Origin of the sequence: Aulosira sp. FACHB-615 (assembly GCF_014698045.1) — a bacterium.
Taxonomy (GTDB): Bacteria; Cyanobacteriota; Cyanobacteriia; order Cyanobacteriales; family Nostocaceae; genus Nostoc_B.
On the sequence record NZ_JACJSE010000018.1, the window covers coordinates 72,326 to 93,891 of the forward strand.

General features: G+C 41.2%; 19 protein-coding genes and 1 pseudogene. 9 read left to right on the forward strand and 11 right to left on the reverse strand.

Annotation, left to right across the window (positions count from 1 at the left end; genetic code table 11):
* Positions 1 to 32: 32 nt before the first annotated feature.
* Positions 33 to 2,894, reverse strand: coding sequence for a cation-translocating P-type ATPase (locus H6G77_RS23590; protein ID WP_190872883.1), 2,862 nt, complete (start codon positions 2,892 to 2,894; stop codon positions 33 to 35).
* Positions 2,895 to 3,313: 419 nt separating this feature from the next.
* Here H6G77_RS23590 and H6G77_RS23595 point away from each other — a divergent pair, with 419 nt between their 5' ends.
* Both H6G77_RS23595 and H6G77_RS23600 read left to right on the forward strand, forming a co-directional pair.
* Complete coding sequence (locus H6G77_RS23595; protein ID WP_190591828.1) at positions 3,314 to 4,945, forward strand: transglutaminase domain-containing protein; 1,632 nt, start codon at positions 3,314 to 3,316, stop codon at positions 4,943 to 4,945.
* Between the two features lie 581 nt (positions 4,946 to 5,526).
* Positions 5,527 to 6,906, forward strand: a complete 1,380-nt coding sequence (locus tag H6G77_RS23600; protein ID WP_313954518.1) for a hypothetical protein — start codon at positions 5,527 to 5,529, stop codon at positions 6,904 to 6,906.
* Positions 6,907 to 7,010: 104 nt separating this feature from the next.
* On the opposite strand, the gene H6G77_RS23605 is transcribed toward H6G77_RS23600, so the two are convergent.
* On the reverse strand, positions 7,011 to 7,850 hold the full coding sequence (locus H6G77_RS23605; protein ID WP_190591827.1) for a PD-(D/E)XK nuclease family protein: 840 nt from the start codon (positions 7,848 to 7,850) through the stop codon (positions 7,011 to 7,013).
* A 147-nt stretch (positions 7,851 to 7,997) separates the two neighbouring features.
* On the opposite strand from H6G77_RS23605, the gene H6G77_RS23610 reads away from it, so the two are divergent.
* From H6G77_RS23610 to H6G77_RS23625, 4 genes are all read left to right on the forward strand, one after another.
* Entirely contained in the window at positions 7,998 to 9,425 is a 1,428-nt protein-coding gene (locus H6G77_RS23610) for a phosphoglucomutase/phosphomannomutase family protein (RefSeq protein WP_190872884.1), read from the forward strand.
* A 75-nt stretch (positions 9,426 to 9,500) separates the two neighbouring features.
* Positions 9,501 to 9,773 carry a LapA family protein gene (locus tag H6G77_RS23615; RefSeq protein WP_190872885.1) on the forward strand — a complete coding sequence of 91 codons (273 nt, stop codon included), beginning with the start codon at positions 9,501 to 9,503 and terminating at the stop codon, positions 9,771 to 9,773.
* Between the two features lie 78 nt (positions 9,774 to 9,851).
* The gene (locus H6G77_RS23620) at positions 9,852 to 10,133 is read left to right on the forward strand and encodes a BrnA antitoxin family protein (protein ID WP_190872886.1); all 282 of its coding nucleotides are present in this window, start codon (positions 9,852 to 9,854) and stop codon (positions 10,131 to 10,133) included.
* Positions 10,123 to 10,380: a BrnA antitoxin family protein gene (locus tag H6G77_RS23625; protein WP_190872887.1), complete on the forward strand. Its 258-nt coding sequence runs from the start codon at positions 10,123 to 10,125 to the stop codon at positions 10,378 to 10,380. Before H6G77_RS23620 ends, H6G77_RS23625 begins: the two co-directional genes overlap by 11 nt.
* A gap of 80 nt (positions 10,381 to 10,460) precedes the next feature.
* Here the strand turns inward: H6G77_RS23625 and H6G77_RS23630 are convergent, their stop codons facing one another.
* Both H6G77_RS23630 and H6G77_RS23635 read right to left on the reverse strand, forming a co-directional pair.
* The gene (locus H6G77_RS23630) at positions 10,461 to 10,868 is read right to left on the reverse strand and encodes a hypothetical protein (protein WP_190674198.1); all 408 of its coding nucleotides are present in this window, start codon (positions 10,866 to 10,868) and stop codon (positions 10,461 to 10,463) included.
* A gap of 2 nt (positions 10,869 to 10,870) precedes the next feature.
* Entirely contained in the window at positions 10,871 to 11,839 is a 969-nt protein-coding gene (locus H6G77_RS23635; protein WP_190872888.1) for a hypothetical protein, read from the reverse strand.
* On the opposite strand from H6G77_RS23635, the gene H6G77_RS23640 reads away from it, so the two are divergent.
* On the forward strand, positions 11,827 to 11,973 hold the full coding sequence (locus H6G77_RS23640; protein WP_190674202.1) for a hypothetical protein: 147 nt from the start codon (positions 11,827 to 11,829) through the stop codon (positions 11,971 to 11,973). The genes H6G77_RS23635 and H6G77_RS23640 overlap by 13 nt on opposite strands.
* Before the next feature lie 131 nt (positions 11,974 to 12,104).
* Positions 12,105 to 12,320: a hypothetical protein gene (locus tag H6G77_RS23645; RefSeq protein WP_190872889.1), complete on the forward strand. Its 216-nt coding sequence runs from the start codon at positions 12,105 to 12,107 to the stop codon at positions 12,318 to 12,320.
* Between the two features lie 8 nt (positions 12,321 to 12,328).
* Here H6G77_RS23645 and H6G77_RS23650 read toward each other — a convergent pair whose 3' ends face one another.
* The 6 genes from H6G77_RS23650 to H6G77_RS23675 form a co-directional block, all read right to left on the reverse strand.
* Positions 12,329 to 13,183 carry a dienelactone hydrolase family protein gene (locus tag H6G77_RS23650; RefSeq protein WP_190872890.1) on the reverse strand — a complete coding sequence of 285 codons (855 nt, stop codon included), beginning with the start codon at positions 13,181 to 13,183 and terminating at the stop codon, positions 12,329 to 12,331.
* 157 nt (positions 13,184 to 13,340) lie between these two features.
* The gene (locus H6G77_RS23655) at positions 13,341 to 13,904 is read right to left on the reverse strand and encodes a Uma2 family endonuclease (protein WP_190591821.1); all 564 of its coding nucleotides are present in this window, start codon (positions 13,902 to 13,904) and stop codon (positions 13,341 to 13,343) included.
* An 82-nt stretch (positions 13,905 to 13,986) separates the two neighbouring features.
* Complete coding sequence (locus H6G77_RS23660; protein ID WP_190872891.1) at positions 13,987 to 15,597, reverse strand: alkaline phosphatase; 1,611 nt, start codon at positions 15,595 to 15,597, stop codon at positions 13,987 to 13,989.
* Positions 15,598 to 15,793: 196 nt separating this feature from the next.
* Positions 15,794 to 16,909, reverse strand: a complete 1,116-nt coding sequence (locus H6G77_RS23665; RefSeq protein ID WP_190591819.1) for an AI-2E family transporter — start codon at positions 16,907 to 16,909, stop codon at positions 15,794 to 15,796.
* A gap of 302 nt (positions 16,910 to 17,211) precedes the next feature.
* Complete coding sequence (locus tag H6G77_RS23670) at positions 17,212 to 17,607, reverse strand: rhodanese-like domain-containing protein (protein WP_190591818.1); 396 nt, start codon at positions 17,605 to 17,607, stop codon at positions 17,212 to 17,214.
* Positions 17,608 to 17,620: 13 nt separating this feature from the next.
* A complete protein-coding gene (locus tag H6G77_RS23675) occupies positions 17,621 to 19,744 on the reverse strand; it encodes a serine protease (protein ID WP_190872892.1) in 2,124 nt (707 codons plus the stop codon).
* 354 nt (positions 19,745 to 20,098) lie between these two features.
* Here H6G77_RS23675 and H6G77_RS23680 point away from each other — a divergent pair.
* Positions 20,099 to 20,293, forward strand: a pseudogene (locus H6G77_RS23680) (Uma2 family endonuclease); the annotation flags it as partial.
* Positions 20,294 to 20,540: 247 nt separating this feature from the next.
* On the opposite strand, the gene hemB reads toward H6G77_RS23680, so the two are convergent.
* Complete coding sequence (gene hemB / locus H6G77_RS23685) at positions 20,541 to 21,521, reverse strand: porphobilinogen synthase (protein ID WP_190591816.1); 981 nt, start codon at positions 21,519 to 21,521, stop codon at positions 20,541 to 20,543.
* Positions 21,522 to 21,566: the final 45 nt, after the last annotated feature.

Below are 21,566 nucleotides of genomic sequence, written 5' to 3' on the forward strand. Positions count from 1 at the left end.
CTTTTTACTTTTACCTTTTACCTTTTACCTTGTTAAACAGTTTTCTTGCCCATAAAACGGAAGAAGATTTTTTCGCCTTCAATCCAGACAAACATTAAGGCACTAAAACCAATACAAATTGCTAACTCAGCCGGAGGTAGCCAATGAGTACCGAAGAAAGCCCGCAGGGGTGGTACGTAAATTAGCATCAGTTGTAATATCGTTGTCACCACAACCGCACCCAGCACATAGGGATTAGACCAAGGATTCACCTCAATAGTTAGCTGGTTGTTGGAACGAATAGCGATCGCATGACCCATCTGGGCAATACACAATGAAGTAAATACCATTGTCTTCCAACGTTCTGGGTCGAGTCCCTCGCCGGTTGCGGTTTGCACATGGAAGTATGACCATTCCATGAGGATGATTGTAATAATCGCAAACACAATCCCAATACGGATCATGTAAGAACCCAATCCTCTAGCAAAAATGCTTTCGCGGGGGCTGAAGGGCGGACGCTGCATCACATCCGGTTCTGGTGGTTCAACTGCCAAGGCTAAGGCTGGTAAACCATCTGTGACCAAGTTCATCCAGAGAATCTGCAAGGGTGTGAGAGGAACACCACCTAAACCTAAAATTGGTGCAGCCGCAATTGTCAGAACTTCACCGATGTTACTGCCCAAAATATATTTAATAAAGCGGCGAATGTTGGTGTAAACTACTCGACCTTCTTTAGTTGCCGCCACAATGGTGGCAAAGTTGTCATCCAGCAGTACCATGTCGCTGGCTTCTTTACTCACATCAGTACCAGTGATGCCCATTGCGATGCCGATGTCTGCTTGTTTGAGGGCTGGGGCATCATTGACACCATCGCCAGTCATCGCCACAAATCGACCACGGCGTTGTAATGCTTGGACGATCCGCAGTTTGTGTTCTGGGGCAACTCTGGCATAGATGCTGACTAAATCAACTTGTTGTTCTAGTTCTTGGTCAGTCATCCGTTGCAATTCTTGACCAGTTAGCACACGGTCGCCTTCTTGGGCAATGCCTAAATCAATAGCGATCGCACGGGCTGTTAATTGATGGTCGCCTGTAATCATGACTGGGCGAATACCAGCTTGGCGACATTCTGCCACAGCTGCCCTAACTTCCGGTCTGGGTGCATCCAGCATTCCGACTAATCCCAACCACACCAAGCTTGTCTCAGATTCCTCATCTGTGCCTTCTGGGGGAACTTCGGTGAGGGGTTTATAGGAAAAGCCTAATACCCGCAAACCTTTACTGGCCATTTGGTCATTAGCTGCCAAAATTTTGCTGCGTTGTTCTTCTGTTAGTGGTGCGGTACTTGTACCCAAACGAATTTCTGTACAACGTGCCAAAATTAACTCTGGTGAACCTTTGGTAAACATTAGGTAAGGTTCAGAGTTGACCAAACCTGCGATCGCTGGGTCTACACTGGTAAAGGATGTTTCCCCAGTTGCAACTTCCTCCACCTGGGTAATCACACTCATCCGTTTGCGTTCGGAAGAGAAGGGAAATTCACTGACACGGGGTAACTTACTATTCCATTGGTCTTTTTCAATCCCAGCTTTACCTGCTAATGTCACCAATGCGCCTTCGGTGGGGTCGCCTAAAATTGCCCATTCACCTTTTTCTTTTTGTAATACTGAGTCATTACAAACGGCGCAGGCGACGGATAAAGCCGGAATTTCCCGAAAATCGCCCACGGAAATTTTTTGACCGTCTAATTGAAAGTCACCTACAGGTGCGTAACCTTCCCCTGTGACCCTAAAAGTATTGTTGTTGGTGAATACTGATTGCACCACCATTTTGTTTTGGGTGAGTGTACCTGTTTTATCCGAACAAATGGTAGTCACAGAACCCAAGGTTTCCACGGCTGGCAGTTTGCGAATCAAGGCATTGCGGCGTACCATGCGCTGGGTTCCTAATGCCAAGGTCACGGTAATTACGGCGGGTAAACCTTCAGGTACTACCGCCACCGCCATACTCAAGGAAACTTCTAGTAGGTCTTGTAAATTGCTAAAACCTCTGGCCTGAATGACACCACCAATGACAACGATCGCTACTAAAATCAAGGAACCAGAAACTAAGACGTTGCCCAGTTGCGTCATACGCTGTTGCAAAGGTGTGGGTTCACTTTCCACCGACTGCAACATGGTGGCAATTTTACCGAGTTCGGTTTTCATCCCGGTGTTTGTTACCAGAACTTTCGCGCGTCCTTGAACAACTTCCGTACCTTGAAAAACTAAGTTGATGCGATCGCCTAAAGATGTATCTTCAGGTAGTTGAAGAGTGGCCTGTTTGTTGACAGCTTCTGCTTCACCTGTGAGTGCAGATTCTCGCACTTGTAAATTAGACTGTTCAACTAAGCGTCCATCTGCGGCTATCTGCACTCCCGCTTCCAGCAGCATGATATCTCCTGGGACGATTTCTTTAGCTGCCACATCTAATAGTTTTTTGTTACGAAGGACGCGCACTAAAGGCGAAGACATCTTTTTAAGTGCAGCTAAAGCTTGTTCGGCGCGACTTTCTTGGACATAACCCAAAATACCATTCAAAATCACAATGGCCATAATTGCCACGGTATCTTTAAACGGTACTTCTCCTGGCTTGAGTTGACCAGCTTGCCAAGCCGTAAAATCCAAAAACCCAGAGATCAAAGCCACAGCAATCAGCATCAACAACATAATGTTCTTGAACTGATCTAGCAATATTTCCCAAGCACTACGACCACCATGTTCTTCTAACTCGTTGGTGCCGTATTTTTGCAACCGTTGTTCAACTTCTTGGGGTGTTAAGCCACTGTCTGCCTTGCTATCCAGCAGGTCTAGAGCTTTATCAACTTCTAAAGTATGCCAAATCGGGGTACTTTCAGGCAGAGAATTAGCAGACATTGTTTAGGTTACAGAAAAGGTTACAAAATTCGATCATAATTTAGTGATGGCGATAAAACCATCCACCAAAGTCATATTCAAGTTCTTGTTCACACCAATTGGAAAAATGATCACCATAGATGGACTAACCTCAAGGCAGGCTGAGACAGTAATTTCCATCCAAAATCTCAAATTCCTCATGGTATGACTTGTACAAGTTTAAATGTGTTTCTCGACATTTGCTAACTTGGTTTAAGTGATAATTCTATGTATTTTTATGTAGTTTATAGTATTTTAAAAAACATTTTATAAAAACTATTACCCTAAAAAATTTGTTGTTATGTCTGGAGGTTATGGCAAAATTAATGCTCGGCGTGCTAAACCGTGGAATATATATGCTTAATATAAATTTTGCACTCCCTAATTAGACTGCTAGCCAGATGTTTGGGCAAAGGACAATTCGACCGCTTACGGCTGCCTCCCTATGTGGCATTGCTTTCATCAAAGATACACTCATTGCGATTGACAGTACAAAAGGGCATCTACTGGAGATTGATCCTGAGTCTGACAACAGCAAAATCATCAATCCGCACCAGGTTAAGGAATTTAATGATGTCACTGGTTTAGCAGTTTGGGAAGATACCCTCTGGGTAACTCGTGGCAACAGTATTTATTTATCAAAGCTGGGTTCTTGGGGGTTAGAACATTTTGCCACATTGCCATATACGGCTAATGGTGTGGCTGTGTGGGAATCAACGGTGTATGTTAGCTGTCAAAAGCTGGGTTACATTGTGATTTTTGACCGCAGTACACGCAAAGAAATTACGAAATTTTATGCGCCTGGGGTGGGTGTGGAAAATTTGGCAGTCACCCAAGAAACGCTGTGGATTTGCGATCGCACTGAACAAACAGTTTACTCGATGGATCGAGCCACAGGGGAAGTTAATTTTAGTGTACTAACACCTTTTGATTCACCCACAGGCATAGCAGTACACCGAGATGATGAAGGTAAGGAAACTCTGTATGTCGCCTATGCTTCTGAGGAACCTTATATTCGGGATAATCCCAATGCTGACCCGAATCATGAATTAACTTACCGCGATCGGACTTTCATTCACCCACTTTATTACCACTACAACCCAGATAAGCGTTACGCCCTATCAAATGGCTATCTGATTGAAATGTCCTACGCTGAGGAAATTGCACCTTTAGAAGAAGTGTATCTCCCGGATGTAGAATGGCGCATCGCCTTACCCTCCGAAACCGAACGCCAAACAGTTAAACAGGTTGAACCAATTGGTATCCCTTTTACCGAAGAAGTCATTGATGGGCAACGGGTAGCAGTATTTAAATTTGATGCCCTCGCCCCCGGCGAACGCCATGTATTTGGCTGGAAGGCTTTGTTAGAAGTACGAGGAATCAAGTATCGCATTACCCCTAAAGATACCGAAGACTTACCAGAACTCTCCCCAGAGTTTCAAAATCGCTACTTGGTGGATGACGATGATTTGGCAATGGATACTTCTATAGTCCGCAATGCTGCCCGTGATGCCGTTGGTTCCGAAACCAACTTGCTACGGAAAATGTATAGTATCCGTAACTACGTGTACGATGAGTTGTCCTACGGCATTAAACCCTACATTGATACCCCAGATATAGTTTTAGAACGGGGCGTTGGTTCTTGCGGTGAGTACGTGGGTGTTTTACTGGCTTTGTGCCGTTTAAATGGTATCCCTTGCCGCACAGTTGGCAGATATAAATGCCCTCCCTATGGCGAACATCAAAAAGTACCATTACAACCCGATTTTAATCACGTCTGGTTAGAATTTTATATCCCCAACTTTGGCTGGTTGCCAATGGAATCTAACCCCGATGATGTCGGATATGGAGGCCCTTACCCCACCCGCTTTTTTATGGGCTTGTGCTGGTATCACATTGAAATTGGCAAAGGTATCTCTTTTGAAACCTTAAGCAGTCAAGGTACTAGATTGACAAAAGAAGATATTCCCATCGGTGATTTAGCCATTAATCATATTCGCTTTACAATTCTTCAAGAATTACCACCTTTTTGATCTGGAAGTACATGCAAAGGGTGAAGGGGTTTAAGGGTGCAGGGTGTAGGGGAGAAATGACAATAATTTCCCCTTGTCTCCCTTGTCCCCCTTCCCTCCCTTGTCCCCCACACCCTCATACCCCCACACCCATTCCTAACAGCCCAATTCATCAATTCTTAAATAAACCAATATTTCCCAGTAACAGTAAGGATATGGTTCTGTAGTCAAACCACATAGCAGAAACCGTATACACCCTCAAGACAGCTATTAATAATTAGGATAGTCTTCCTGTATATATGTAGTTCAGCCGCCAGTTGTCGGAAGGCGGAAGTCTTAAAGCAATCATAAGATTGAGATTTACTTTCCTGAAGTTCCCTAAAGATATTGGTAAATATAAAAACTAGTACAGGTCGGCTTAAATAAACAGACCATAAGGAATTGCTAAAAGGCTTGTGTTATCACTATTATTTCTTTTTCCTTTTGACTTTTTCCTTTAGCCTTTTTACTTTTACCTTGTCGTACTAGCCTTATTGAGTTTTTTCAAATAAAATCTTTATTCCATAGCATTTATCAACCCAATTTAAAATGGTAATAATCCAGTGAATGATTGGATAAATCGCAAGTCTCAAAAAATTCCCAAACAGCAGGGTGCTGGTAGTAATCTTGTCGCCACCAGTCAACAATCTTATGTACCTTCATATTTGACACATAATTCGCAGTCCAATGCTGAAGAAAAACAAATATACCAACATTTATTGCATTTGGTACAAGTTAAATCGCCAAATGAAATGCTAGAACGTTGTCGTGCCTTATTTGTTGAAGGTGCAGATTATCCTGAACCAGAAATATTATTAATCTTAGATAAAATTACAGCATCTAAAACTGCTGTACATGAGTTTAAATTTTTTATTAATCGTTGCTGCCATATTTTAATTAATCGCTGGCACATGCAGCCGCAACTGCACTATGCAATTCCTGAATTAATCAAATTATTAGCTACTGAACCTACGAGGTCAAGAACCACAAGTTTTCGTTATCGCAACATTAGGAAGTTGCGGGAATTAATTCAAATGTTTATCGTCAGCGAACAGTATTTAACTTTGCGGCGATTTGTAGAAGTGATGACGAGAACAATTGAGGAAAATACGCCTCCTGAACCTCAAGCTTTAATCTCTTTAATTGGGCGCTACTCATATTTATATGAACATTGTTTGATTAGTGATGATTCTACCTTTGAACATCAGTGGCGCGTTAAGCAAATCCAAGCACAGGCGCAAAAGCAATTTGAAGTTGATTTATCTAAATATGTCACTTATCAAGTGCGTCGCAATCAGATCCTCAAAAAAGCCTCTGTAGAGGAAGCAGAGAGAATTTTACGGCCTGTGAATAATCCTACATTATTGAGCGATCGCGATCTGCATACAGCACTGCAACATTGGATTGGTAAGGTCGAAGGTAACTATACATACCAAGAGTTAGCCCAAAAATTTTTACAGTCTAATCAAAAGGTAAATTCTATAAGTGATTTTAAAGATAATTTGTATGAATATCTCATATCTTCAATTACTGGCGGTTCGGGAAAACGCCAATGGCAGCAAAAGCTACATACACAATTAAAAAATACATTGCCACAAGCTAATGCTCAAAAACCTGATGAGTTCTTAATTATGAGAATTTGTAGTCAGCTATTGAATTTTTTAATTGTAGAAAGTCATTTATCAATTCAACATTTTAATTTGATTGACTTGATTACTAATCAAGGTACATTAATCACAACGGAACTATTATTGAAAATAGTCTTGATTTGTCCTAAAGTCAAACCTTATTTAGAAAAGAGATTAACAATTTTATTTCAACACTATGAGTCTGCAAATACTAGTGATATTAAGTGGCTTGTCAAGATTTTAGAACAAGTTAATATTGCTATGGTTATTTATTTTGGCAATATTGATATATCTTATTTTAAAGAGATTGGTTGATCTCGACAAGGGAGACAAGGTAGACAAGGTAGACAAGGTAGACAAGGTAGAGATATGTTTGTTAACTATTTAATTCTCTAGCCCCTAGCCCCTAGCCCCTAGCCTCAAATCGGCACTACTACATCAGAATAAGCACTGACGGCGGCAAATTCACAAATTGAATTAAAGGGACAAAATCGGCAGTGTTGTCCAGGATTTGGAGGGAATATTTTACTGAAGTTACTGTTTTTTTCGTGATATTTATGTAAATCAGCTTGATGTTGATGAGCAATTATCGCTAACTCAGATTTTAAATTTTCAAACTCATGGTTTGTGATTTTAATTAAATCAGATTTTTTACCGAGTTCTAAATTATAAAATGATGCGACTGCTTGTCTACCAGGATAAAGATAACGCACCGCTAATAAATAAACTAATGCTTGTCGTTGGTCAAAAGCGGATTTACCAGTTTTGAAATCTAAAATATGTAAAGTGCGATCGCCATCAATAAAAATGCAGTCCATAGCTGCATATAAGCGAAAACAATAGTCGCCTTGTTCAATCAAAATCGGCTTGGGAAAACCTTCATCACCTGAAGTTAATTGCAGAATATTTTTGCCTCTCAATAGAGGCGCATTTTGATACTTTTTCAAAATTTGTAGAACGCGCTGCTGCACTTGCGAGCTAGTATTGTTGAGTTTTAACAACTGTGCAACTTTTTCTACACCGTCTGCTTTATTTAACAAATGTCGATTATGATGAAACTCATAAACGCCTTTTTGGGCGAGTATACCAATCCGCTGCGGTGCCGTAGCCTTTGTTAACAGTGCTTTAACTTGGGGTTCATGTTGACGTGCTTTAATAAACCCACGTCGCATCTGACAATGCCAGCGTTCTTGTCCTATTGCTGGGGCAATTAAAGACCAAAGGTGATAACTGACAAAAGGTCGGTCGGGGGTTGACATCGCTAACAAGCAGTGAGAAAAAATACAATGGGCAGAAATTTGAGCATAATTGGCTGCTCATAACTTCTTTTGATACTTGCGGCTAGGCACGCTTTGCGGGAAGCTTCGTAATAGACTACTGAAGATGGACGGGAGAAATTGGCAACAATGAGCGTTACTAGCAATTCCAGCAAAATCAAGTTTGGTACTGATGGTTGGCGAGGGATTATTGCTGATGATTTTACTTTCCCCAATGTGCGGAAAGTCACTAGAGCGATCGCAAGTTACCTCGAAACAGCCTACACAAAAGATAGACCAGTTCTCATTGCTTACGATACGCGGTTTTTAGCTGATCAGTTTGCCCGCACAGCCGCCCAAGTCCTAGCAGATTTGGGTTGGACAGTGAAAATTACTGATCGAGATTGCCCCACACCAGTAATTGCTTATAACGCCCGTCACTTAAATTCGGCGGGGGCGTTAATGTTTACAGCAAGCCATAACCCTGCACCATATTGTGGAATTAAATATATCCCCGATTATGCCGGGCCTGCCACTCCAGAAATCACTGATACTATTGTGGCAAATATTGAAAGTGCTGCGGATGATCTGCCTAGTAACAACCCTAGCGGGTCAATTTCTATTTTTGACCCCAAACCCGATTATTTGCAATTTATCTACACATTGTTGGATGTAGAACGCATCAAAAGCGCCCATTTAAAAGTTAAATATGATGCGCTTTATTCGACATCTCGCGGTTATTTAGATGAAGTTTTGCAACAAAGTGGCGTGGAATTAGAAAGTTTCCACACTTGGCGAGATGTATTATTTGGCGGTGGAATGCCAGAACCCAAAGGCGAACAACTAGAAGAGTTAGTAGAAGCTGTACGCCGCGACCACGCTGATTTAGGTTTGGCAACCGATGGCGATAGCGATCGCTTTGGTATCGTTGATGAACAAGGTAATGTTCTCACCCCTAACACTGTGTTGTTGGTGTTAGCAAGGCATTTAATTAAAAATAAAGGCAAAAGCGGCGCAATTGTCCGCACTGTCGCCACAACTCACCTATTAGATAATTTGGCGGCTAAATATGGTTTGCCAATTTATGAGACAGCCGTAGGCTTTAAATACATCGGTGAAAAAATGCGAGAAACCACCGTTTTGATTGGCGGTGAAGAATCAGGTGGTTTAAGCGTCATTGGGCATATTCCCGAAAAAGATGGTGTTTTGGCAGATATGCTAGTTGCCGAAGCGATCGCCTACGAAGGTAAACCCCTGAGTCAACTTGTCAAAGAAGCGATCGCCGAAGCTGACGGCCCCTTGTATAACAATCGTTTGGACTTACACCTCACCGAAGCCCACAAAACCGCCGTTATCGACTCCTACACCCACAATCCCCCTTCAGACGTGGCGGGAATTAAAGTCAAAGAAGTCGGGCGGAAAGATGGCATTAAACTTTACCTAGAAGAAGGTAGCTGGGTGTTACTGCGTCCTTCGGGAACAGAACCACTGGTGCGCGTTTATATGGAAACCCACAGCCCCGAAAAACTCTCCCAAATCGCGCAAGTAATGGAGAGTGCGATTGCTAAATTAGGATAAGAGTTTCCACCGCAGATGAACACAGATAAAGATTTATCAATGTCTGTGTTCATTTGTTTTGATTTGTAATTTTTTATGAAGACAATTTCTAATTTGTTAATATCTGTTGTTATAGCTGTTTGGATAGTGGCGATCGCAATTCTTTCAGTTCAAAATGCCACACCAGTATCGTTAAAGTTTTTAAGTTTTCAATCAATTCAAATACCAGTCGGTTTAGTTCTGGCTTTTAGTGCTGCGATCGGGGTAATTGGGGTAGCTGTGCTGCAACCTCTGTGGGGGTTGGCTGGTTCCGGCGAAAATCGCTTGGAAGAGGATGCAGAGTTTTTTGTTGATGATGAGGATTTTTGAGGGATAAATTAACCGCCGATGCACGCGGATGCACGCAGATAAATTAGTTGACTTGGATGAGTTTTACAAGAAAACGCTATGAACAATACCTCAAGAACTGATTGGGATAGAATCAATGCTATGAGTGACAAAGATATTGACACTTCAGACATTCCAGCCTTGTCAGATGAGTTCTTTGCCAAAGCACAATTACGAATGCCTAACTCAAATGTAAAAATTACAGTTCAGATAGATCCTGAAACTTTTGCTTGGTTTCAATCACAGGGTGAAACTGCACAGCAACAGATGGCTGCGGCATTAAAGATTTATGCAGAAGCACACAAAGCTTATCCAACATTGGAAGCAAAGAATGGAAACTGACTATGATTTTAGCCAAGGTAAACGAGGCGCAATTGAGCCGACACCAGCAGGTAAAACTCGAATTACAATTCGCTTAGATGATAAAATATTAACTTGGTTTCGTGAACAAGTTCACCTAGCAGGTGGCGGAAATTATCAAAGTTTAATCAACGATGCTTTGCGTGAATACATTCAGCAGCGCCGTGAACCTTTAGAAGAAACATTACGGCGAGTTTTGCGCGAAGAACTTGAGCGCATCAAAAAATAAGTATAAAAATATAGAGATACGATGAGTCGCATCTCTACAAAAGCTATAGTATGTAAGCTCTAATTACTTTAGCTGCAAAATTAAAATGTCCATTCGTGGTTAGGGTCATTAAGTGCAGCACGGACGGAAGCTAAATTTGCTAAGTCTTTAAATGGACTAGATTTAGCTATCTCTGTGATTGAATTTAAAGCAAGGGCTAACTGTTCATTGTTACCTGATGCGATCGCGCCATCAACGACAGCAAATAAAGAGCGAAAATTTTCTGCCCGTTCATCAAAAGATCGTTCCAAATACGCCATAAGCAAGTCTCGCTGGGCATTAATTTTGGTAATTGTTTCTTTTTCCCAAGCATCAATTTCTCTACGCTTTGTTTTTTCTTGTTCAGCAATTGTCAAGTAATCCGTGTAAGCTGACATCATTTGTTGTAAGCATTCAGCAGGATTTATAAATTCCTTGACTACTGCTGTAGTAACTTTCTTTACTGACATTTCTAATTGCCTCCAAGAGTACGATATTTAGCTTGGATAGTTGCAGTAACAGGATTTAGCTGCCCTTCGCTATCTAAAACAGGAGTTTTCATAATTTCTGCTAGTGCTTTCACTAAAAGCCCTACCTGTTGGAACTTACTAGCATCTCTATTGCGCTCAAAAGGTAGAGATTCCAACTCTTCTAGATTGAATATCGCGCGATTATTCAAATTTTCCACCAAGTTGCTTAACTCAGTCATTCGTCGTCTAACTTGTACCAAAAAATCTCTAGCTGCTTCAAGTTTGGCAATTTCAATGTTAACTTTAGCCTCATACTCACGAGCATTTGTTAAAGCCTCCTCACCTTTACCAGCAAGTACAAAGCCAGTAACTGCTAAGGCAGGCCCAACTGTAATTCCCCCTAGTACAAAAGTCCCAACAAACATACCACCCCCACCTGCTGTTAATGCTCCACCACCAAGCCACGCCAAAGTCGCATTCCAAGCAGCTGCACCACTTAGCCCTGAAATGGCTGCTCCCGTACTTGCTACTCCTACAGATGTAGCAAGACTTGTTGCAGCTTGACCAGCCGCCGCTCCTGCGATGACTGCCTTAACACCACCTTTAAAAAAATGTTCAGCTTCCATAGCGTCAGCTTTATACTGCTGTATCTGCTGAACTGATATTCCATCCAACCCTTCTAAAAACTGCATATCCTGAGAGGAACGTTGACCAAGTTGCTCAATAAAAGCTACAAATCGGCCTATTGTGTGTATTTTGACATTCATCTGAAATTGACCATACTCTTCTGCTAATTTATGAGTAGCTTCCCAGTCTGCTTTTAGTTGAGTAACACTAGACTCATGACGCTTTTGAGAACGACTCCCAATATCATTTGCTTCTTTGATATTGCTGACACCTTCAGTGCCTTTGATAGCTCCATAAGCAGCTGTTCCTAGAGCAATTGCACCAAGGATAAATGGAATCGGCATTAGATACTCCTGATTGTGATGAGTGGTTGGTTGGGCCTTATTTACGCATAAAATATGCAGCTAAAGCATTACCTTATACTTATACTTCCCTAAGTAACAACCTAACCAACATTCACAAAGCAGGGAATTTTTAATAGTGATGCGGCAAGACTAAAATATTGATGAGATGCGATCGCAATCCTCATACCCCAACAAACAACACAGTACAACAGACAGGTGATCGCTCCACTAGCTTTTGTTTAAAATAGGTGCAAAAGATTTGATTATGTCTAAGACTGCCCAAGAAATATACAGTCAAATTGTTCGTAACTTACCGCCAACTGAAAGGCTGCGTTTAGCAAACCTAATTTTAAATGAGCTAGTTCAGCAAAATTTATCCATTATTGATGAAAGTGACACTTGGACTGAAGAAGATCAGCGAGATTTAGTAGCCTTTTGTTTACAAAATACAACTTTTTTCTCTGAGAATGCGATCGCCTAGCATAAAACTCAGTTTAAATGATTTTGAAACAGTTCTAAAACACGTTGCCAAGCATGAGGAGCCGCTTCGGGATTGTAACTGGGGTGCTGTTCTATTAATGGGTACTTATCTTTAAAGAATCCGTGGAAAAATCCATGTCCTGCATCGTATCGAAATACACGATGATTTATTTGATGTTTTTTTAGTTCTGCCTCAATTTGCTCGTTTTCTGTTTGGGAAATGAGGGTATCTCTGTTACCAAAAAATGTATAAATAGTACCTTTAATTGAGGAGGTGCGATTAATAGTGGGAGTTTCTTCGCCATAACTAGAAGTGGTAATCCCGCCACCATAAAATGAAGCCGTAGCTTTGATATCGGGTAAAGTTGCAGCCATATAAGCAACATGGCCGCCAAAGCAAAAACCAATAGCGCCAATTTTGCTCCCGCTAACATTGGGTAAAGTTTTAAGATAGGCGATCGTGGCTTGAATATCGCTGAAAATTTCTTGATACTTTACTTGTTGATAGTATTGTAAACCAAGCTGATAAGCTTCTGGGCTATATCCAATATCATTAGGGCTATAGTCAACCTCAAAACCCGGAGCAATTCTTTGATACATTGCAGGTGCTACTGCTACATATCCTTGCGTTGCTATGAGTTCGGTAATATCCCGAATATTACCATTAACTCCAAAAATTTCGGGAAAAACTATAACAGCACCAAAGACTCCTGCTTGTGCTGGTTCAGCTAAATAAGCATCAATTTGTAACTCACCGTTAGATATTTTGATTTTTGAAGTTTTAATTTCGATGTTTGTTATTTTTACCATGTTTGTTTCGGCTAAATTTATATTAATTTGTGTATTATGGTTGTTTTTTAACACAGATATAAGACTGACGCAAAAACCTCTAAAACTCTCATTTCTCTGTGTCTCTGTGGTAGCCTGCGGCAAGCCGCTATCGCGTCTACGTATTTTCGTGGACTGTGCGTAAGTCCTGAGATAATAAAGAGGATTTTCACTCAAAACATCACAATACTCGTTATTCTAATAACCAGTCAAACAAAGTTCCTAGATGCAGATTTAGCTCATTAGCAAAAGACGGAACTGGAAGTTTTTGTTCTGCTAGGTCAAAAACCTCTGGTTGTTGCTTGGGTAGATAAACAAAGACAGTTTGCTCACCGGGGTCAATTAACCAACCCATTTGAGTGCCAAAGTTGAGGCAATGTAAAATATTTTTGGTGACTTTTGTTTGGTTTTGATCAGGTGACAAAATCTCAATTGTCCAGTCAGGAACTATTAAAAAGGTATTTGCAATTTCGCCTTTTTCGTCGCGGGGAATTCTCTCCCAAGTAAACACAGAAACATCTGGTACTATTGAGCGCCCACCAAATGTACAACGCAATTCTGAAAAGGCTCGTGCAATCTTTCGAGGTTTAAGAACTACGTTGACATTAGTAGAGAACTCGGTTTGAATTGTACTGTGCTTACCTTGTGGCATTGGTTTTTGAATTATTTGCCCATCAATATATTCACTAGCAGGTTCAGTTTCTGGCAGCTTGAGAAACTCCGCCAAAGTCATGGGTTTAGATGGGGTCTGTACCATTGAGACTTTTTGATAAAAGAAGGTTTGATTGGCTTGATTTCCATTCTAAAAGATTAGGTGGGCAAGTTTGCCCACCCTAAAGTTAATATTGCTCTGGTGGTAAATCTACACTGTAAACAACTTCGCCAGCTAAATTCCGCAAAGATACTGTCATCACTTTGGTAGAGGCATTAATTTTGACTGCGCCGAAGAATTGCAACCCTTCGCTTGGGGGTCGATTTGCTCTTGTACCCGCAGGTAAGCTTTGAAATACTAACTGTGGGCCGAAGGTATTTTCTAATTGATTAGGCCCAAATGTACCTGCATTCAGTGGCCCGGCGACAAACTCCCAGAAAGGTTTAAAGTCTTGAAACTGGGCTTTATTGGGGTCGTAGTAGTGGGCTGCGGCGTAATGAACATCCGCCGTAAACCACACCACATTCTGAATATTTCTGTTTTTGATAAACCGCAGTAAATCTGCTAGTTCTAATTCTCTGCCTAAAGCGGGGCCGTCGCCATTCGCCCAAGCTTCAAAATCAGTCGCACCATCTCTCACTATCAGCCCTAAAGGCATATCACTGGCAATAACTTTCCAAGTGGCTTTGGATGAAAGTAATTGTCGTTTTAGCCACTGCACTTGTCTTCTGCTTAAAAAATCTGTTGCTGGACTTTGTTCTGGCTGATTATTAGGAGAATTTGGCCCTCGATAGGTGCGTTCATCCAGCATGAAAATGTCTAGCAATGACCCATACTCAAAGGAACGGTAAATTCTGGTTCTTTCTGGATTATCGTAATACTCAATCGGCATATATTCCAAAAATGCTTGTCTTGCCCGTTCAGCCAACAAGTTAACATCTTTGACTGTGTAGCGAGCATCACTGCCTACATTACTGAGGATTTCGCCAGGATACCAGTTATTCGTTACTTCGTGGTCGTCCCACTGTGCTAAAAGTGGCACTTCGGCATTGAATCGCTTGATATTTTCATCCATCAAGTTGTATTGATAGTTACCACGAAACTCTGTTAAAGTTTCAGCAACTTTCGATTTTTCTGGTGTGGTGATGTTGCGCCAAATTGTGCCATTATCCAGGGTTACTTGAGATTGAATTGGGCCATCAGCATAGATGTTATCGCCAGAATGAATGAAAAAGTCTGGCTGGAGTTGGCGCATGGTTTCATAAATTCTCATCCCACCAAAGTCAGGATTTATCCCCCATCCTTGACCTGCGGTGTCGCCTCCCCAAACAAAGCAGATATCTCGCCCAGATTTAGGAGGTGTGCGGAAAAAACCGCTAACTGGGGCGCTGAAAACATTGCGATAGTTTAAATCTTGAAAAATTACCCGATAAAATATCTGTTGATTTTGGGGTAAGTTTCTTAAGTTAAGTCGGGCGGTAAAGTCGCTAGTTTCTAAAGCCACAGGCCCAGGGATGCGCCGCACATTGCGAAATGATTCGCTAGTGGAATATTCTACAATCATTCTGGCGGGGCGATCGCTCCGACTCCAAATCACCACATTATTTTCGCTAATATCGCCACTCGCTACACCAAAAGGTATGCCAGGACGCATTTTTTCCGCAGTAATAATAGCAGGTGCTTGACCAAAAACAGGTGATTTAGAAACAATATTTGTCCCAATAATTCCGCCTGCTGTTACTGCTGAACGGACTAAAAATTGGCGACGATTTATCTTTAATGGTTGATTAGATTCCATAAAATTCAGTTGTTTTGCCGAGGTTTGTAGAAAAATCAATTAAACTAGTACATATCGGCAGAAATTTAGCATATTCCCTCTAGCCTATAAGTAAATATTGAGTTATCTAAAAGTTAAGAAACTATTATGGTATAAATTCAAAAATACCCGACTTTTTGAATAAATCGGGTATCTGAACTATCAAGGTAAGTTTTAATTAAATCTTGCTGATGTAATTTTCTTGATTTACTTCCATTGCTGAAGTTTTTACACCATCTTCATTAGTAACAATTTGTTGACTCAATTCTCCGGCTCGCCAACTATCGGCAATATCTTTAATAAAACTAGCAAGCGGAATCGCAATTAACAAACCTAAAACGCCGCCTAATTTTGCACCTATAAGTAAGGAAATCACTACCCACACAGGATTTAAACCAGTTAAATTACCTAAAATTCTGGGTGCGACAATATTAGAATTAATTTGGTCAAGGGCGACGGCGACACCTAACACTTCCACACCTAACCAAAAGTTTTCTAAAGCTACTAATAAGCTAACTAATCCAATTCCTATCCCTGTACCAAAGGGAAATAGTGAGAAAAAGCCGATAGCAATCCCAAACAACAAAGCCAGGGGAATGCGGAGGAGGACAAATGCTAATGTCACCAATACAGCCAACACTGCCCCTAATGTTGCCTGACCGATAAAATAATTTTGAAAATCTTCTCGCAGCAATTGTCTAACTTTAGTGCCGATATGTTCAGGAAACCATTGATAAATTCCATCCCAGAGTTTTTGACCATTTAAGATTAAATAAATAGTCAAAACTGCGGCAATTAAGATATTAAGTACAACTCCGATAGTATCAAAGGCAAAACCCAGTATTTTCCCGGTGAATGATTGAAATTGATTGGATAATCTTTCTAACAGTTGTAAGGCTAAACCCCGCAAATTAATGGGAATTTGTTGGGTAGCTGCCCAACTTTGAAAAGCGTCTAATTGTTCTAAACTAGAATCTATCCATGAGGGCAGAATATTCGCTAGTTCGTTAAGCTGTTGCAGAATTACTGGTACTAAGGTGATACCAACACCTCCCAGAATCACTACGGCTGACAGCAAAACTCCGACAATTGCCAAGTAACGGGGTACACCGCGTTTTTGAAAGAACTGGATGGGGTAGTTTAAGACAAATGCTAACAATATAGCGATCGCAACTACACTCACCAAGGGTTGAAAATACTTGACAACCTGGATTAATAACCAACCGTTGAGAATGACTAGCGGAAACGCCAAGCCATAACTTAACCATCGTGGTAGTTTGTTTGCTGATTGCATGAGAGTGACTTCACCACAATTCTTTAGTTTATTCTGGCATCAGATGGCTGTTTGTGAAGGGGATAGGGTGCAAGGGTGCAGAGTGAAGAGGAGAAATTACAATCATTTCCTCCTTGTTCCCTTCCCCACTTCCTACTCCTGACAGATGTAGCTCACAGTAATCAAAGATTCCCATTCCTCTAGCCCCTATCAACTTGCGACTAACTTATACAAATTTAAGAAAAGAATGCGACAGATAGAAATCAGGAAAGTCTGACTGGAGCTAGATTTCTTAATTGCGAATTGCGAATTACGAATTGGTATTAGCAGCCACAATTTATCGTCGTACCAAGCTGGGCTTTCTTACCTTCAGTAGCGTAGCCATCACGTTTCCACCAATCAAGGCCACCAATCAGTTCCCGGACTTCAAAACCCAAAGTCAATAATTTAAGTGCTGTTTTAGTCGAGGCGTTACAGCCAATACCGTCGCAATAGCAAACATAAAGTCTTGACTTATCCAGCATCTCAGTTGAATTGAAACAGATTTCTTTGTGTGGTAGGTTCAACGCGCCTGGAATATGTTCTTCAGCAAAAGCATCTGCTGAACGGCCATCAACAACGGTTATCGTCTGTCCTTTGTTGAGGGCAACGTATAGATCCCATGAATCCATCTCATACGCAAGTTTACGCTGATAGTGCGCCATTTGATCTATGCTCATTGTTATTTCCTTGCTAACGCTGATTTTTTCTAATTAGTTCTAATACTTGCTGATAAGCGGCTGTGTTTCCTTGCATTTTATACAAATTCGCTGCCGTTTCCAAATCAGTGATACTTGCTGGTATTTCGCCTAAATCATACCGAGCCAAACCCCGGTTATGGTAAGCTTGGGCATAGTTAGCATCAATATTAATCGCTCTACTATAATCAGCGATCGCACCTTCTAAGTCTCCCAAGTTTCTGTAAACGTTGCCGCGATTGTAGTAAGCAAAGGTATAATTCGGGATAATTTTCAAGGCTTGATTGTAATCGGTCAATGCTCCCTGCAAATCATTAATATCATACTTAGCATTACCACGATTATTGTAGGCGTAGGCATAATTGGGATTAATTTTAATTGCTTGGGTATAGTCTGCGATCGCGCCTTGCTTATTGCCTAAATCAAAATAAACATTGCCGCGATTATAATAAGCTTCGGAATTATTGGTATCGATTTTGATGGCTTGGCTATAATCTGCAAGTGCCTTTTGCTTTTCACCTAAATAATAAAAGGCGTTACCTCTGCCGTTGTAAGCAGACGAATAATTAGCATTGAGTTTAATTGCTTGGTTATAATCTGCGATCGCTGCTGGTAAATCTTTCAAATCAGAGCGAGCATTTCCTCTGTTATAATAAGCTTCGGCATTATTCGGACTAGCTTTTAAAGCTAAAGTGTAATCAGTAATTGCCCCTTGCTTATCACCTAAATAATAACGAGAATTGCCCCTACCGTTGTAAGCTGAAGAATGATTCGGGTTGATTTTCACAGCTTGGGAATAATCTGCGATCGCGCCTTGATAATCACCTAAATCATAGCGAGTATTACCACGGTTATTATAGGCAAAAACATAGTTAGGGTTAATTTTAATCGCTTGATTGTAATCAGTTATTGCCCCTTGCTTATCACCTAAACTCGCGCGAGTATTCCCACGATTGTAATAAGCTTCCGCATTCCCTGGGTCAACTTTAATGGCTTGATTATAATCAGCCAAGGCCTTTTGCTTATCTCCCAAAGCATAGTGGGCATTACCACGATTATTATAAGCAGAAGAATAATTAGGATTCAGTTTCAAAGCTTGGTTATAATCAGCCAGCGCCCCCCGCTTATCATCAAAATCATACAGAATATTGCCACGATTGTAATAAGCAAAAGCATATTCAGGATTAATTTTTAAAGCTTGGTTGTAATCTTTCAGAGCGCCTTGTTTATCACCCAAATAATAACGCGCATTTCCCCGATCATTGTAAGCATAAGAATACTGAGGATTCAGGCGAATAGCTTGATTGTAAGCTTCTATCGCTCCTGGATAATCACCTTTTTTATACTTATCTCCGCCCTGAATATAAAAATCATCTGCCTTTGGTGCGGTGGGCGTAGGCTGACTGACAGCACCCACCTCAGCTTTTGGTAAAGTTCGCAAAAAAGTATTAATTGGAATCCCCAAATTAAACCCAGTTTTGATAATTACATCGGGATTTTTATCAGAAATTTGATAATTTTCGGCGGTGTCACCTCTACCGTGAATCCCCACTAATTCACCTTTGTCATTCAGCACCGGGCCGCCACTCATTCCCGGTAGCGTGTCGTTATTGTAAACTAAAGCATAACCATCCCGCAGGGCTTTGGAAGCATTAGCCGTGATCCGCCCTTCCACAAAATTGTAAATTGAGACAGAAATTGCCGCGCTGGGCTGAGGAAACCCCGCCACATAAGATGTTGCACCTTCACTAATGTCATCAGAGTTGCCTAACTTCGCCACAGGATAAGTTTTACTACTGCTAAACTGCCCAATAGCTAAATCTACTCCTGGTAACTTTTTCACCGTGTCGTACTTTAACTCATAACGGCTATCATCAGGCGTGATAACTGCATATTTATCTGGATTTTCGACGACGTGTTTAGCAGTTAATACCGTGTAAGTATCACCCTCACGACGAACAATAACCCCAGAACCAGAACCATTTTGATTTTCAATCAGCACCGTCATTGCTTTCGCAATTTTGCTAACTTCCGTTGAAGAAAGGGCTACAGCCTGCGGTTGCACAATAGCAACTGAAACGCCAATCAGTGCGGGTGTTAATAGATAATTAAATTTCATAACGATTTTGCTATGGTTGCGATTAGTAATTGCTTAAAAGTATATTGATAATTTTTTTATACCATCCTCATGATACTGAAATCAGCAATTGTTGAATTCTTATCATAGAGTTTAATGTTTTTTAATTAGTCATTGCTTTTGAGTCGTATGTGTAGGGTGTGTTAGGCGTAAGCCGTAACGCATCCAAAACTTGGTGCTAGATGCCGTACTCTCGCCGATAACACATCCTACGTACATTTCAAAAATCAAATATTAGTCCTAATATCTATGGCTAGCTGCATTTACGCATCACCATTGAGAGTATATTGACAATCATGATGCTCAAATACTCCTGAGACTTTTGAGTTAAGGCTTGATGCTGCAAGTTATTGTAAGAATGATGTTTCTTGGATAGAAAAATCTCGTTGGGATGCACTGACTCAAGAACAAAAAGAAAGATTCATTCCTTTATATCCTGATTTTGTGATTGAGATATTATCCCCCAATGACAGTTTAAAGAAAAGTCAAAATAAAATGCAAGAATATATAGATAATGGCTGTCGTTTAGGTTAGTTAATTAATCGTAAACAACAAGATAGCGGTTCTCGAATCAGTGAAGTACAAGAAAAATAATTAACCGCAGATAGACGCAGATAAACGCGGATGAATTTGTATTCTGCTCAAGTGAAAGTCGCTATATTGAGAATGGAGATTAAATACCCAAAAAATAATCCCACGCCCAAACACCAAAACACAAAGAAATACTTTGCGCCTTTGCATTTTGGCGTGAGATTTCTACATAACTCAGAAAAGACACTTACCGCAACCATCTAGCTGCATCTTTGGCATGGTAAGTTAAAATCAAGTCTGCACCGGCACGCTTAAAGCCAGTTAAAGTTTCCATAACTACACGCTCTTCATCTATCCAGCCATTCAAAGCGGCAGCTTTAATCATGGAATATTCACCGGAAACGTTGTAAGCTGCAACAGGTAAGTTACTTGCTTCCTTCACCCGCCAGATAATATCCATGTAAGCCAATGCAGGCTTAACCATGAGCATATCCGCACCTTCAGCAATATCTAATTCAATTTCTTTAATGGCTTCCCGACTATTTCCAGGGTCCATTTGATAAGTTCTTCTGTCGCCAAATTGGGGTGTGGACTCAGCCGCATCGCGGAAAGGCCCATAATAAGCCGAAGCATACTTAGCAGCATAAGACAAAATGGGTGTATCTTGGAATCCGGCTTCGTCTAATGCAGTCCGAATTGCGTGGACAAAACCATCCATCATCCCTGAAGGCGCGATAATATCTGCACCAGCTTTGGCTTGCGAAACGGCGGTTTTCTTGAGCAATTCCAAGGTGGGGTCGTTGAGGACTCGTCCGGTTAAATCACCCACTTGTAAGTAACCGCAATGACCATGACTGGTGTATTCACACAAGCAGGTATCAACAATGACAATCAGGTCGGGAACTGCCGTTTTTACCGCAGTGGCAGCTTTTTGGACAATTCCGCAATCATGCCAAGCACCAGTAGCATCAACGTCTTTATCTTCGGGAATGCCAAATAAAATAATGGCGGGAATGCCTAAGTCATAAACTTCTTTGGCTTCTTCCACAATTTTGTCTACCGATAATTGGTAGACTCCCGGCATAGATTTAACTTCCTTGGCAATTCCTTCACCTGGTACAGCAAACAGGGGGTAAATTAAATCGTTGGTTGTCAGGATGGTTTCACGTACCATCCGACGCAGTTGGGGGTGGCTACGCAAACGACGGGGACGTTGTATGGGAAACATAGTTTTTGTCAAGGAAACGATGTAATGGACACAAGTCAAAGCGGC

Bases quoted from the DNA above. Each gene is read 5' to 3' on its own strand.
- H6G77_RS23630 (WP_190674198.1), bottom strand. From the start codon at position 10,868: ATGTCAGTAAAGAAAGTTACTACAGCAGTAGTCAAGGAATTTATAAAT.
- H6G77_RS23595 (WP_190591828.1), top strand. From the start codon at position 3,314: ATGTTTGGGCAAAGGACAATTCGACCGCTTACGGCTGCCTCCCTATGT.
- H6G77_RS23670 (WP_190591818.1), bottom strand. From the start codon at position 17,607: ATGAGCATAGATCAAATGGCGCACTATCAGCGTAAACTTGCGTATGAG.
- H6G77_RS23640 (WP_190674202.1), top strand. From the start codon at position 11,827: ATGGAATCGGCATTAGATACTCCTGATTGTGATGAGTGGTTGGTTGGG.
- H6G77_RS23625 (WP_190872887.1), top strand. From the start codon at position 10,123: ATGGAAACTGACTATGATTTTAGCCAAGGTAAACGAGGCGCAATTGAG.
- H6G77_RS23660 (WP_190872891.1), bottom strand. From the start codon at position 15,597: ATGGAATCTAATCAACCATTAAAGATAAATCGTCGCCAATTTTTAGTC.
- H6G77_RS23615 (WP_190872885.1), top strand. From the start codon at position 9,501: ATGAAGACAATTTCTAATTTGTTAATATCTGTTGTTATAGCTGTTTGG.
- H6G77_RS23620 (WP_190872886.1), top strand. From the start codon at position 9,852: ATGAACAATACCTCAAGAACTGATTGGGATAGAATCAATGCTATGAGT.
- H6G77_RS23610 (WP_190872884.1), top strand. From the start codon at position 7,998: ATGAGCGTTACTAGCAATTCCAGCAAAATCAAGTTTGGTACTGATGGT.
- H6G77_RS23635 (WP_190872888.1), bottom strand. From the start codon at position 11,839: ATGCCGATTCCATTTATCCTTGGTGCAATTGCTCTAGGAACAGCTGCT.
- H6G77_RS23590 (WP_190872883.1), bottom strand. From the start codon at position 2,894: ATGTCTGCTAATTCTCTGCCTGAAAGTACCCCGATTTGGCATACTTTA.
- H6G77_RS23645 (WP_190872889.1), top strand. From the start codon at position 12,105: ATGTCTAAGACTGCCCAAGAAATATACAGTCAAATTGTTCGTAACTTA.
- H6G77_RS23605 (WP_190591827.1), bottom strand. From the start codon at position 7,850: ATGTCAACCCCCGACCGACCTTTTGTCAGTTATCACCTTTGGTCTTTA.
- H6G77_RS23655 (WP_190591821.1), bottom strand. From the start codon at position 13,904: ATGGTACAGACCCCATCTAAACCCATGACTTTGGCGGAGTTTCTCAAG.
- hemB (WP_190591816.1), bottom strand. From the start codon at position 21,521: ATGTTTCCCATACAACGTCCCCGTCGTTTGCGTAGCCACCCCCAACTG.
- H6G77_RS23675 (WP_190872892.1), bottom strand. From the start codon at position 19,744: ATGAAATTTAATTATCTATTAACACCCGCACTGATTGGCGTTTCAGTT.
- H6G77_RS23665 (WP_190591819.1), bottom strand. From the start codon at position 16,909: ATGCAATCAGCAAACAAACTACCACGATGGTTAAGTTATGGCTTGGCG.